This is a genomic window from Mycobacterium paraffinicum, from assembly GCF_001907675.1.
Lineage (GTDB): Bacteria > Actinomycetota > Actinomycetes > Mycobacteriales > Mycobacteriaceae > Mycobacterium > Mycobacterium paraffinicum_A.
In genome coordinates this window covers 149,491-161,934 of the sequence record NZ_MPNT01000005.1, presented here as the reverse complement: position 1 = coordinate 161,934, position 12,444 = coordinate 149,491, and the positions used below count along the sequence as shown (strand labels likewise).

The following is a 12,444-nucleotide window of genomic DNA, read 5'->3' as shown; positions in this document are numbered from 1 at the left end:
GGTCGCCGTCAGCGGATGAAAATCTCGCCGCGGTAGAGCCATAGACCCGTACCGGCCTCACAGTCACTCCGGCCTCGTTTCCGAAAGTGGCCGCCCATCATGGCACGGGTCAAGACCGACGTGTCGGCGTTCATCGCGTTCCTCCAAGCGCATTGGCAGACCCTCACCCATTCCCGCATCGCTACAGTCAGTTAACTGCTCGCACAACCCAATGGAATACCAAGCCGCTCCCTATGCTGGCTCGAAACGATCGCAGGTTGGCCTTCTCGAGGTCGGTCGTAACCAACGGTAACCGGCATCCTAAAAGCAGATTCCTCGGATCCGGCTCGAGGGCGCCTCGGTGCTTCACACTTTGGTAGAGGCCGTTTGCGCGGATGTTAGGTGGGTTGACAGAACTGAGGCTCAAAGTGGAACGAGATACCGTTACTGTTGCCGTAGTGGTCTTTGATCGGGCGCCGATGCTCGAGACATCGGTGCCGATGAGCGTCTTCGGAGTGGACCATTCCGATAGCAGTGTTCCGAAATTCCGCCTGCTTGTCGTTGCTGGCGAGAGCGGTGCCCTGACAACGACGGGCGGTCTAGCGGTGCAAGCACCATTCGGGCTCGATGCATTGCAAGAGGCGTCGATCGTCGTCCTGCCAAGTTGGCGCGAGATCAGCGAAGTCCCACCCGAGCCAGCGCTCGCCGCAATCCGTGCTGCGCACGCCAACGGTGCGATCATAGTGAGTTTCTGCTTGGGCGGATTCGTCCTAGCCGCAACCGGGCTTCTCGACGGTCGGCGCGCCGTCATGCACTGGTTCTATGCGCCCGCGCTGGCCGCCATGTACCCGAACATCTGTGTCGACCACGACGCGCTATTCAACGATGATGGCGACATCGTCACCGGCGCGGGCACCGGCGCCGCCCTCGATGCCTGCCTGCAGCTGGTTCGCCGACTGTGGGGAGTAAAGGCGGCGGGCGCTATCGCCCGTAGCATTACGATGCCCCCACACCGCACTGGTGCACGCGCGCAAGTCATCGATATCGTCCCGGTCACGACCCCGCCCTCGCCGACATTCGCCGAGGTCATGTCATTTGCAGTCGAACACATCGCCGAGCCGTTCGACGTCAATGATCTCGCAAACAGGGCCATGATGAGCCGGCGCACTTTCGATCGTCACTTCCGCGAGGTCGCCGGGACGTCGGCAATGCGGTGGCTGCTTCAGCAGCGAATTTTTCGCGCCCAACGGTTGCTGGAAGACACTCACAAGTCCATCGAGGACATCGCCCGCAGCGCGGGCTTCGCCAACTCTCTCGCGCTACGACGCCACTTTCGCCGGTACCTCGGCATCAGCCCAATGCAGTACCGCTTGCGATGCCAGGCCCAACACGCCGCACACCTTGCCATCGCACACCAACTCCACGACGAGGGCGCGACCGGCCTGCCACCAGCGAGATCCGATCACCGATAATTCACAGCCTGGCCGAATCCGATCGCTAGCCAGCCGGACGCATACTCACACTCGCCGTCCGTGCGCGTCAAACTCATTTACGTGACCATGTCGAGACCTTTCGCTGCCCCTGATTTGTCTACAGTCGCGATGACGGCCCAACTCATCGGAGGCCCGACCGCGGTGTTTGAAATCGGTGGACTGCGCCTCCTCACCGACCCAACATTCGACCCCCCTGGCGACCACCACATCGGCGCGCGGAACCTCGTCAAAACGGGAAGCCCAGCGGTGTCCATTCACGACCTCGGCGCGATCGACGCTGTATTGCTCTCCCACCACCAACATCCAGACAACCTGGACGCGGAAGGCAAAAAGTTGCTAGACCGGGTGCCGTTGGTGCTCAGCACAGCAACTGCGGCTGAAACTCTGGGCGGCACGGTGCACGCGCTGCCCGCCTGGCGCCACCACGCTATGACGCGCCCTGACGGCCGCGAACTGAAGATCACTGGTGTACCCGCACAACACGGCCCGGCAGGCACCGAGCACCTCACCGGTGAAGTCCGCGGATTCGTCATTTCCGGCGACGACCTACCCACCGTCTACATCAGCGGTGACAACGCATCTCTTAGCGTGGTGCGCGACATCGCGGATCACGCAGGCCCAATCGATATCGCCGTCCTCTTTGCCGGGCGCGCCCGAAGCCCTTTAATGGAGGCTTACTTGACGTTCAGCGCTGCTCAGGCAGCTGAAGCAGCCGAAATCCTTGCGGCGCCCGTCGTGATCCCGATGCACGTCGACGGATGGCAGCACCTCACACAGGATTCCGCCGTGGTGCCCGAGGCGTTCGCGCGCCGCGGTCTTGCAGATCGTCTGCTCGTCCTGACACCGGGACAAGTAACCGACATCGCCTGTGGCGCCATTCGATAGTCGCTATACCGGCGCCGCAGAAGTCTTTAACCAACTAGAATCAAGGCGCATGAAATTCACGACGCGACTGGATCGCGCCGAAGGCCAACAGCCAATAGTGGCTGCGCGCGATTCGCCCGCGTAGGCATCGCACGGGGGAATCGATTGGTACACAGGGATTTTCGAAACCCAAACATCCCGTCGCCACACCTCAGATTCAAGCGTCAAACGGTATGTACGTGCCGATCAAGATCAAGATGGCCAAATACGATCGCAAACTTGCTGATTTGCGACTGCCGCCGGGTACGTTGGACGCTCCATACTTGTCGGAAGAACATATCTGGCCTCGATTGTCGGCCCATCGGAACCCTTAAGGCCGATTTACAGCTTAGCCCGCAGCCCGATCCATTCCACGGTAACCGAACTCAAGTACCCGACTCGATTCCGAAAGCAGCAGCAAGGCAACGTATGTCAATCCCCGTCATCAGCCTCGGCACCTCGGTTGCTCATCGATTTGTCAGCCGGGTAGCGCTAAGCCCCTGGGGGCTCCGCTTCGTTCGTGATGTGGGCGATCGGATAGATCCGGCGCTCATTACCCTCACTCGCGGGCGCGTCTCGTGTGTCTGGCCGTTCCCCACCCTCCAAACGACTCACAGAAGTGCCAAGTCCGATGAGAAGCGGACCAGTGCGCTGGTGTACTTCACGGACGGTGGTCGTGTGGTACTCATCGCGACAAACTTCGGCGCCGCCAAAAACCCCGGCTGGTATTGCAACCTCAAAGCTGATCCAATCGTCGAGCTCTATGGCCGCGGCTTCAACGAAAGCTTTGCGACCCCGGAGATTTACGGCGATGAACGTGACAGCCTGTTTCAGCGGGCCAAGGATGCTCCCGGTCCGTGCGGTAAATACGAAGACATCGCCGACGCCAAGAACCGGTACGTCCCGGTCATGGTGTCGTCACCGAAAGACCCTTGATGGACGGGTCCAACCGACGCTCCTGCGGCACAACCGGGCTCGCCGGCTCGACGGTGACCCACGGGCGGGCCGGCAGCCCAACGATCCGCGAAGTACAACCTGGTAGATCGACAGGACTGTCAACCTGGAACCGCACAACAGGAACGAGTCAGTTGTTTGTCATTAAGGTGCATTCATCGATCCCCACCGACGATAACCGCAACCTATTCGCAGGCCACATCCATTTGTGTGACCGCGGCACGATCGATTGTACTCCTGCCTAAGATGAACGAAGTCGCACACGACAGCTGGCGCTCGCTTTCCAAGCTGACGCCGGCGCACGGGACCGTTCGCCTGGAGGTCATATGCCGCGCAACATGAGCACGATCGCCGTGCTGATGTTTGACGGCGTACCAATGTTCGAGACCTCGGTGCCAATCAGCGTTTTCGGCATGGACCGCACCAACAGTGGCGCGCCCAAATTCAGGCTGCTGCCAGTCGCCGCCGAATGCAACCCGGTGATCACTACCGGCGGGGTCCGCATACATGCACCATACGGTCTCGAAGACCTCGAACAAGCGGGAATTGTGATGATTCCGAGTTGGCGTGGAGCGGACGAAGACGTGCCCAAACGATCGCTACGGGCGATCCGCGCTGCACATGCCGACGGCGCTATAGTCGTTGGCCTGTCCACAGGTGCATTTGTGCTCGCGGCCACCGGGTTGCTCGACGGACGCCGAGCGGCCACACACTGGCTATTCGCGGCGGCACTCGCCGCACGCTACCCCAAAATCCAAGTCGATCCCGCCGTGCTCTACGTCGACGACGGCGACGTCATCACAAGCGCAGGGACAGCAGCCGGCCTAGACGCATGCCTCCACATTGTCGCGCGGTTCTGGGGTGTCAAAGCCGCCTCCGCAATATCTCGGCGTATGGCCATACCGCCGCGGCGATCAGGAGCCCAAGCCCAAGTCATTTCCGATGCGATCCAGTCAGGCAGCGACAGCAACAACTTGAGTGAGATCATGGAGTTCCTCGTCCGAAATCTGGACCAGCACATCGACATCGACAGAATTGCAGAGCAATTCAATATCAGTCGCCGCACGTTCGACCGTCAGTTCCGGGCCGCGACCGGATTGTCCCCAATTCAATGGATTCTCCGCCAACGCGTACTGCGTGCCCAGCACTTGCTTGAAACCACCGACTTAACCGTCGAAGCGATCGCCCATCAGGTCGGCCTATCCAAAGCAGTATCGCTAAGACCGCTGTTTCATCGCATCGTCGGCGTTAGCCCGCAACACTACCGTGCGAGTTTCCGCGGCCATTCCCGTCAGAGCCAAGGACGCTGAGCCGCAGCAGCTATGAGGATGCGTGGCCCGGCGACCGTGCGATTACGCCGGGCACCAATAGGCAGCACTTTGGCCAGATCCGATCACCGAGCGGCTTGCGCACCCCTTCTAACCGGACGCTCAGTGGATGCAAAATCGGTGATGTGCAGCAGATCATCGACACAGCCAGAAGCGTAGCCACGGCATCGGGCCTGTCGGACATCAACATTGAGGCCGCAACCCGACGCTCACCAAAGAAGCACTGCCTTTTAGCAGGCAACGACGAGCACCCGGATGCCGAACGCATAGCCGTGAGGCAACGGTAATGGCGCGCACCGCAGACGATTCATGGGATATCGCCAGCGGCGTTGGCGCCACCGCCGTGATGGTCGCGCTGGCACGCGCCGCAGAAACGGCAAGCGCCAACCCGCTCATTCAAGACCCCTACGCTGAGCTGCTGGTGTCCGCCGATGAGCTCGAGCATGTCCGCGCACAGGCGGCAGCCGATTGGAATGGGCCGGCCAGCGACTCAGCAACCACGAGCAACCCCAATCCCACCCATCGGCAAAACATGATCAACTACCAAGCGGTGCGTACCCACTTCTTCGACGCCTACCTACTCGATGCATCCGCCGCCGGCATCCACCAAGTGGTGAATTTGGCCGCCGGACTCGATTCACGCGCATACCGGCTGCAGTGGGCGCCCGCGACCATTATCTTCGAAATCGACCTCCCCAAGGTCCTTGAGTACAAAGCCACGACCCTTGCCCGTCACGGTGTTAGTCCAACTGCGGATCTGCGCCCGGTAGCCGCCGACCTCCGCCACAACTGGCCGCAGACGTTACGCGACAGCGGCTTTGACGTGAGCCGTCCAGCGGTTTGGCTGGCTGAGGGGCTTATGCCGTTCCTCCCCGCAAAGGCGCACTCAACGATGTTCACCGCCATCGACCAGCTGAGCCGCGCGGGCAGCCGGGCGGCCGTCGAGATATTCGGCGTCGATGGTGAAGCGAAACGTCCTCAAAACAAACTGACTTCAGAAAACACTTCGGCCAGCCGGCAGCGCCACGTCAGCGCCAGTGGATTCGACACCTCATCACTGTGGTTTGACGACGAAGGGCGGCCCGATTGCGCGGAGTGGTTCGCCACGCACCAGTGGACGACGAACATCACCGGGGCCCGCCAAGAGGCGGTGCGCTTGGGCCGCGCCCCTCGAACCCATCGAAGGCCCTTCACCTACCGCTTTGTCACCGCGACGAAATCGCAGCAGTGACAGCTATCAAGAACATTTTATTCTCACAACGCGCAAGATCCTGCGCAAAGCGCTGAGATCGCGCTAGCCCAAGTTCGCGAGCTGCGCTACACGGGACGGGGTACCGCCTCGGCTTGATCGCAAACTGGCAGCCATAGCAACAACAAGACGTTGGTGCGCGACGCCATAAGCCGCGCGGCGGCGGGAATTATGGCGGACGATCACAAAGGGCGAAGGTGAATCCCGTGTACCAATCTCGAATCGCGTCAGGACGACAGGCTCTGGGGGTAGTGAGGATCATCATCCGGCACCCACCGCGCTCCACCCATGAGATCCAGACTCGCAACGCCTTTGGTGAAGGCATCTAGCACCGCGGCGACCACGGGCCTCTCGTCACTGGTGCGCCGAACAAGCGACCACGTCCACAATGGCACCGGATCAACTACGGGCCGGAGAGTCATGTCCTGGGGAAGCGGTGCCGAGGGCCCCTTGGGGGCGTTAAGCACCGGACGACGCAACCGCCGCACATGATCGAAGAACGCACCACCCGTAAGACCGCCATCCTCGATACTCACGGGCTGTGCGCCCGTCTTCTCGGCGAACTTGCGCGCGTAGCTGTTCCACGACGACCAGCTGAAGGCATCCGCCTCAACCAGGACGGCGATATCCTTCGCATTAACTGGGCGAGCATCCGAGCCGGCACAGATCGCATGCAGACGCTCTACCCCGGCAAGTCGACCGATAAGCCCTGCCGCATCCAACTCAGCTGTTGCCAAATGGCAAAGCGCCAAATCGAGATTGCCGACCGCCACGCGAGCGGCCTGGGCGGGCGACGGCATCACCCAGGTGTCGAAGATGACCGGGGCTACGCCGCGAGCCAGCTCCGCCCAACCCGGCGGACACCTGTTGACCAGGCCGATTCGAATCGGCCTACTGCAGGCGAAGCCGCGAGCCCGCCGACGCAGATCATCGGCTTGGTCGACCAACGCGCGCACGTGGGGAAGCAAGGTGATGCCGGTCGGGGTGAGCGCCACCGAATGATGGTTACGTTCGAAGAGTTGTACCTTAAGATCACGCTCAAGTGCCTTAATCTGTTGAGACAGCGAAGGACCCGCAATCATCAACCGCTGTGCGGCGCGGCCAAAGTTGAGTTCCTCTGCCACCATCAGAAAATAACGGAGCTGCCGCAAGTCAAGCGTTCTAGGGGATTCCGACACAACCCTGCACCTCTCGAACCGAGCGATGAAGCCGCGCATCCCCGATCCCATTAGCACACCCGAGAACCATCGGGCGGCCAGCGCGAGACAACGTCGCCGCAACACCGCGATCTCTGCCAAAATGGCCGCTACCATCCGAGTTCTGACTGTCTCGCACCTGTACGACGGTAATAGGCGAAACCTCTTCTGAGACAGGTCGATTCTGACAAAAGGCAGATCAATTTGCGCCGCCCACACCGTTGATCCTCCACTCACTCGCTGGTCACCCGAATTCGCCACGAATGACGGTGCTCGGATTGGTAACTACGCTGGCGGGCAAGCAAACCCAGAACGAAACCAGGGCCGCAGGCTAACGGTGACATACCTTCCTCGCGACCACCGTGGCACGAGTGTGGTTTCCATCCGCGACGTGGGCAACATCGCGCCTATCGACCCGATCCCGACATGCCTTAAACGTGTGTCGTGATTCGCTTGTCAACTCCCAGTAGGGACTCGCCGAAGACTTCGTAGCCTACGACCATCTGCATCGTTGAATGCCGTGCCAACGTGTTTGCATCCCGCCAATACTGTTGCAGGCGATTGGATTCTGCAAAACTGCTCGCCCCGTGGACATTCAATAGCATGTTTAAGGCTTCAACGATCTGCTGCGCCGCGTAGCCGCACCGTGCCTTCCACGCAGCGCGATCAGCGTACGAGATTGGTCGATTATCCGCTGCAGCTTCATCAAGGGCATTAGCGATGTCATACGCGTGTAGCCGTGCAGTAGCGATCTTCACCGCAGCCTCGCCGACCTGAATCCGCACGCCGGCCGAATCAGATTGTCGAGCAAAACACGTGTTGTGCAGCGGCTTAGTCCGTGCCCGCGCAGCAACAAAATCTAAAGCAGCCTTACCAGTGCCCAACAGCGTTCCCAATCCAAACAGCGGCGCTGCCGGCGCCAGCGGAACCCGAAAGATCGGCTCGTCGTGACGCGTCGTCTGCGTTCCCATGATCAATTGACGAACGGACATCGTCCGATAGTCGGGAACAAAAACGTCTTCGGCGACCCAACTGTCACTCCCGGTCGCCCGCATTCCGACCGTGTACCACGATCGTTGCAACGTCACTTCCCTGGCGGGGACAAAGCACAACAAAATCTCTTCGTCAGCCCCGCGCCCGCCGACAACGCTCAGGGACAACAATGCCCACTCCGCATGGTGGGCACCGGATGCGAAAGTCCACGAACCCGTCACGCGCCAACCACCTTTGACTCGCTGGGCCGGCACTGGAGTGAGGGACCCGGCAAGCCGAGCGTCCGGATTGGAAGCGAAGATCTCGTCCTGCAATTGCGGCGAGCTCTGGGCGGCAATCCAGCTACCGACGGCGGCGATCCCGATCATCCAGCTCGCCGAGGCATCCCCCTCGGCGAGCGCGGCCACTACCTCGATCGCCGTGGTAACTCCCACCGCGTAGCCGCCAAAGCATGTCGGCGTGAACAGCCGAAACATTCCGTTACGCTCCAGTGCGTCGTTGACGACGTCTGGTGAGCGGCGCAGCTCCTCCCCGGTGGCCACATTCTCCTCAAGCACCGAGCGCAAAGCGTGGGCGCGGGCCACTATCTGCTCGTTGATGTGGCGGTGCTGCGTCGCAAGGGTATCTGTCATACCGCAATTCTTCCGGTCAATGATGCGGGTTTGCCATGACCAGACACCTACCGCGCGATAGCCTCCTCCTCCAGCCACGATTGAGGGGGCTGGACGACCGTCTGACACCGCTCGGTGATAGACCGACTCTTCGAGCCACGACAGTCAAGGCCTTAAGAGTCTCAGACTTTCGTCCGAAAGCAAATACGTCCTGGCAATCACACTGCGCTGCAAGGACGATGGGCACCAGCTGCATCCGAGTGGTGTGCCTCCCGGCGCTTGACCACATCAGACCAGCGGGCCGGCACCCTTCGACGGCATACCCATCACGCCGTGGCGTGCTCACTCGAACAGCAAAGGAGAACCACGTATGCGACCTTATGTGCGGACCGATTCGCCAACGAAACCATGGACTGTCATCACGCGCGCACTCGCTTCTGGCCTTATCGGCGCCGCTCTCTATGCATCGCTCCATGTCTTCGTTGTCTCCTTCCCCTCCACCGCGCTTATTGACCTCGGCTTTGCCCTCGCCGTCGTCCCGGCATTGGGTATCCGATATGGAGCGCTCGCAGGACTCATTGCCGGAACCATCGGCAGCGCCTGCACGCACGACTTGCCGAGCATCGGATTCTCCACCTTCTTCAGCCGCGACCTTCCTGAGGGTCTGGTCGGTGTGGTGGCGGGCGTGGTGGGCTATTTCATCCTGGGAGATGTCGGTCCAGCACAACGAGTCGCCCGTGTGACGGCAAGCGCTATGGCCGGTGAGATCGTAGGCGTAGCTGCTAAATTCAGTGAGTTTCTCGTTCGCAGTGACTTCCCGTTCAAGGTAGCGGCCATCTATCTACCGATATTTCTCATCAACGCGCTTCTCGCTGTGCTGTTCGTCCCCGTGGCGGACCACCTCATCGCTGCATTAGTAGGATATTCATGGCCGGGAGACGAACAGGCTCTGCACGGAAAATAGGGGCCCGGCGGTCGCTGCACCCGTGTTCTGTTGCAATAAGGCAATCGAACTTTGGCTATTTTCGGTTCCGGAGATCGCGGGCTCGGCGCAGGGCCACCTCATCTGTCGGCGTATGCCCCGGCCGTCATAGCGAGCGCGACGTCGTACGCCTGGTCACTGAAGTCCGTACCAATCTGTAAGCCCGCAGCACGCAAACCCACGTCGGCCTAGCCCACGACGTCGAAGACGGCCGCGGCGGAGGTGACGGCCTTGTCCGCGTTTCCCTCGTCGTGCAGCAGCATGCGGACGCCGACGCGCCCGGGCCGGCCCGGATGCGCGGTGCCCTCGACGCGGAAGGGGCCGACCTTGCCGCGTGACATGAACATGACGTGCCAGCTGACCACCTGCAGCTTCCGCGTCCCGGCGACGCCGGCGGCCAGGTCGATCGCCGCGGTTTCCAGGACGACGTGCTGCGGGCCGATGTGCAGCGCGGCGTCCGGCGAAGCGAGTTCGGTGCTGAGCTCGGGCAGCACCCAATGGCCGTCAGCGCGCCGGCTGGCACCGAACGCCTGCCACAGCGGCGGCAGGTCCGGCGAGTCCTCGATCACCAGCTCCGTGCCCGAAACATCCATTCGGCCAAGCCCTTCCGGCGGGATGCCGATGATCGCTCCCTGTCCCTCGTTGAAGGCGATCACCCGGTCCGGGTTGTCGGCGTCGACGATCTTGCACCGCCCGTAACCCATGGTGCGGCCCTGGTGGACGATGCCGGAGCCGACGATCTCGACCCGCTTGACGTCGTAGCCGGGGTCGATGATCTGCACCGACGCGATGACCGGGTTGGGCACCGCGACCATGTCGGTCTGGCATCCTTCGGGGGACGAAATGGCCAACGGCGCCACCATGATTCCCCCGGCCTCGTTGCGCATGTCACGGCGAATGGTGACGGTGTCGTCGACCTCACCGAGGTCCATTGACGAGTGCTTCCGGCCGATGTAGCGGTAGCTGAGCAGCCCGGTCCAGCGCCGATACAGTTCGTCGCGGTAGGCCTCCGAGTCGCCCGCCAGCTCTCGGATGTCACGAAGCTGATCGCTCAATTCCGGCCTCCTTCAGGCTTTTCCGTGCCGCACCTGGTTGAACGGCACGCCGCGGTCGGCGGCATACTCGCGCGGGAAGTTCAGCACCCGCTCCCCGATCACGTTGCGCGCCATCTCGGTGGTGCCGCCACCGATGCTGGCGATCTGGCGGCCCAGGTAGCGCGTGCCGATGTCGAGCAACCGCGCCTCGTGGTCGACCGCGACCGCCGGTCCCGCTATCGCCAGCGCGGTGTCGATTTCGACGTCGTGCACCTCGGCCATGTCGAGCCGGATGATCGATCCCGCGGCGGGTGGCAGCGATCCGTTACCCACGGCGTGGAAGACGTGCTCGGCGAGTTGTCCGTGCACCACCCGGTGCACCAGAGCTCGCCCGGCCAGCTCCCGAACCCGTTTGCTCCCTGCCTGTTTCGCCTTCTCGACCACCCACAGCAGGTCGACCGAGACGTCCTCGGCCTCGGCAATCCCCGGTCCGCTGGTGTACTCCGACCCGTCGCCCATGCTGCGGCGTTCGTGGTAGAGCTGTCGCGACGCGACCTCCCAACCCTTCCCCGGCTCCCCCACGACGGCGTCGTCACCGACGTCGACGTCGTCGAAGAACTCCTCACAGAATTCGACCGAGCCGTTGACCTGCTTGATGCGGTTGATCGTGACGCCGGGATGCCGAAGCGGCACCAGGAACATCGTCAGCCCTTCGTGTTTGGGCGCGTTCCAGTCGGTCCGGGCCAGGCACAGGCCGTAGTCGGCGGCGAATGCCCACGTGCTCCACGTCTTGGCGCCGTTGATAATCCACCGTCCGTCCCTGCGGTCGGCGCGGGTGAGGACGCCCGCAAGATCCGATCCCCCGCTGGGTTCGGACAGCAACTGCACCAGCACTTCATCGCCGCGGAGCGCGGCCGCGATGTGAGTGCGCTTCTGTTCCTCGCTGCCCATGTCGAGGATCGTCGCGCAGCAGATGGCGAAGGACGGGACGTTGAGCATGAGCGGCATCTCGTAGGCCAGGGCCTCGGCGTCGAACGCCTTCTTGTACTCGTAGCCCAACCCGAGGCCGCCGTACTCGCGCGGGAAGCAGATCCCGGCGAATCCGCCGTCGTAGAGCTTCCTCTGCAGTTCACGCGCGCGCCGCCAGGAGGGCAGCTCGTCGCGCCGCAGAGCCATCGCGTCTTCGGAATCAAGCCGCGGGAGGTTTGCGGCCAGCCAAGCCTTGGCCCGGCTCCGGAAATCTGCGACCGACTCGGAAGTCACCGGATGGCCTCTCATTCGAGCGTCGACCTTGTGCTGGGCGACTGTACAGCACCGCTCCGGCGACTGTACAGGTTGACGCCCTATGAGCGGTTCAGCTCCACCGCGGCCAGGATCAGCGCCTTCAATGCCTTCTCATCGAGAGTGTCGCCCTCGTGAAAATCGATGGCGCGCCTGGTATTGCCGTCGAGACTGGAGTTGAACAGACCCGACGGATCCTTCAGCGAGGCGCCCTTGGCGAACGTCATCTTCACGACGTTCTTATAGGTCTCGCCCGTGCAGATCATCCCGTCGTGATACCAAACCGGGACGCCGCGCCATTTCCACTCCTCGACCACGTCGGGGTCGGCGTCCTTGATGAGTTCCCTGATGCGGGCGAGGATCTTGCCGCGCCAATCCCCTAACTCCTTGATCCTGGCGTCGATCAGTTCAGCGGGAGATTTGTCCTGGGAGTTGGCCATC

The 12,444-nt window shown here is 62.0% G+C and carries 11 protein-coding genes; 6 read left to right on the top strand and 5 right to left on the bottom strand.

All coding sequences use genetic code 11. From position 1 onward, the window contains the following. Window positions 1-374: 374 nt before the first annotated feature. The 5 genes from BRW65_RS08155 to BRW65_RS08135 all read left to right on the top strand — a co-directional run bounded on the left by BRW65_RS08155 (window position 375) and on the right by BRW65_RS08135 (window position 5,888). Window positions 375-1,451 (top strand): helix-turn-helix domain-containing protein, encoded by a 1,077-nt coding sequence (locus BRW65_RS08155; protein WP_084187759.1) that lies wholly within the window; start codon window positions 375-377, stop codon window positions 1,449-1,451. Between the two features lie 60 nt (window positions 1,452-1,511). After that, the gene (locus BRW65_RS08150) at window positions 1,512-2,357 is read left to right on the top strand and encodes an MBL fold metallo-hydrolase (protein ID WP_208611767.1); all 846 of its coding nucleotides are present in this window, start codon (window positions 1,512-1,514) and stop codon (window positions 2,355-2,357) included. A gap of 447 nt (window positions 2,358-2,804) precedes the next feature. After that, complete coding sequence (locus BRW65_RS08145) at window positions 2,805-3,311, top strand: nitroreductase/quinone reductase family protein (RefSeq protein ID WP_084187758.1); 507 nt, start codon at window positions 2,805-2,807, stop codon at window positions 3,309-3,311. A gap of 356 nt (window positions 3,312-3,667) precedes the next feature. Next, window positions 3,668-4,639, top strand: a complete 972-nt coding sequence (locus BRW65_RS08140) for a GlxA family transcriptional regulator (protein WP_167374012.1) — start codon at window positions 3,668-3,670, stop codon at window positions 4,637-4,639. Window positions 4,640-4,943: 304 nt separating this feature from the next. After that, window positions 4,944-5,888 carry an SAM-dependent methyltransferase gene (locus BRW65_RS08135; protein WP_073873348.1) on the top strand — a complete coding sequence of 315 codons (945 nt, stop codon included), beginning with the start codon at window positions 4,944-4,946 and terminating at the stop codon, window positions 5,886-5,888. Between the two features lie 245 nt (window positions 5,889-6,133). On the opposite strand, the gene BRW65_RS08130 is transcribed toward BRW65_RS08135, so the two are convergent. After that, window positions 6,134-7,123: a LysR family transcriptional regulator gene (locus tag BRW65_RS08130; RefSeq protein WP_073873521.1), complete on the bottom strand. Its 990-nt coding sequence runs from the start codon at window positions 7,121-7,123 to the stop codon at window positions 6,134-6,136. Between the two features lie 410 nt (window positions 7,124-7,533). Next, window positions 7,534-8,727, bottom strand: coding sequence for an acyl-CoA dehydrogenase family protein (locus tag BRW65_RS08125; protein WP_073873346.1), 1,194 nt, complete (start codon window positions 8,725-8,727; stop codon window positions 7,534-7,536). Between the two features lie 349 nt (window positions 8,728-9,076). Between BRW65_RS08125 and BRW65_RS08120 the strand changes: the two genes are divergently transcribed. Next, window positions 9,077-9,670 carry a hypothetical protein gene (locus BRW65_RS08120; protein WP_139272922.1) on the top strand — a complete coding sequence of 198 codons (594 nt, stop codon included), beginning with the start codon at window positions 9,077-9,079 and terminating at the stop codon, window positions 9,668-9,670. Window positions 9,671-9,876: 206 nt separating this feature from the next. On the opposite strand, the gene BRW65_RS08115 is transcribed toward BRW65_RS08120, so the two are convergent. The 3 genes from BRW65_RS08115 to BRW65_RS08105 form a co-directional block, all read right to left on the bottom strand. Next, window positions 9,877-10,743, bottom strand: a complete 867-nt coding sequence (locus BRW65_RS08115) for a hypothetical protein (RefSeq protein ID WP_073873342.1) — start codon at window positions 10,741-10,743, stop codon at window positions 9,877-9,879. A gap of 12 nt (window positions 10,744-10,755) precedes the next feature. After that, window positions 10,756-11,985, bottom strand: a complete 1,230-nt coding sequence (locus BRW65_RS08110) for an acyl-CoA dehydrogenase family protein (protein WP_073873340.1) — start codon at window positions 11,983-11,985, stop codon at window positions 10,756-10,758. A gap of 80 nt (window positions 11,986-12,065) precedes the next feature. Then, entirely contained in the window at window positions 12,066-12,443 is a 378-nt protein-coding gene (locus BRW65_RS08105; protein WP_073873338.1) for a DUF1801 domain-containing protein, read from the bottom strand. Window position 12,444 lies beyond the last annotated feature (1 nt).

Excerpts from the sequence above, each read along its gene's own strand:
- BRW65_RS08155 (WP_084187759.1), top strand. The coding sequence starts at position 375 with ATGTTAGGTGGGTTGACAGAACTGAGGCTCAAAGTGGAACGAGATACC.
- BRW65_RS08145 (WP_084187758.1), top strand. The coding sequence starts at position 2,805 with ATGTCAATCCCCGTCATCAGCCTCGGCACCTCGGTTGCTCATCGATTT.
- BRW65_RS08140 (WP_167374012.1), top strand. The coding sequence starts at position 3,668 with ATGAGCACGATCGCCGTGCTGATGTTTGACGGCGTACCAATGTTCGAG.
- BRW65_RS08135 (WP_073873348.1), top strand. The coding sequence starts at position 4,944 with ATGGCGCGCACCGCAGACGATTCATGGGATATCGCCAGCGGCGTTGGC.
- BRW65_RS08130 (WP_073873521.1), bottom strand. The coding sequence starts at position 7,123 with ATGCGCGGCTTCATCGCTCGGTTCGAGAGGTGCAGGGTTGTGTCGGAA.
- BRW65_RS08125 (WP_073873346.1), bottom strand. The coding sequence starts at position 8,727 with ATGACAGATACCCTTGCGACGCAGCACCGCCACATCAACGAGCAGATA.
- BRW65_RS08120 (WP_139272922.1), top strand. The coding sequence starts at position 9,077 with ATGCGACCTTATGTGCGGACCGATTCGCCAACGAAACCATGGACTGTC.
- BRW65_RS08105 (WP_073873338.1), bottom strand. The coding sequence starts at position 12,443 with ATGGCCAACTCCCAGGACAAATCTCCCGCTGAACTGATCGACGCCAGG.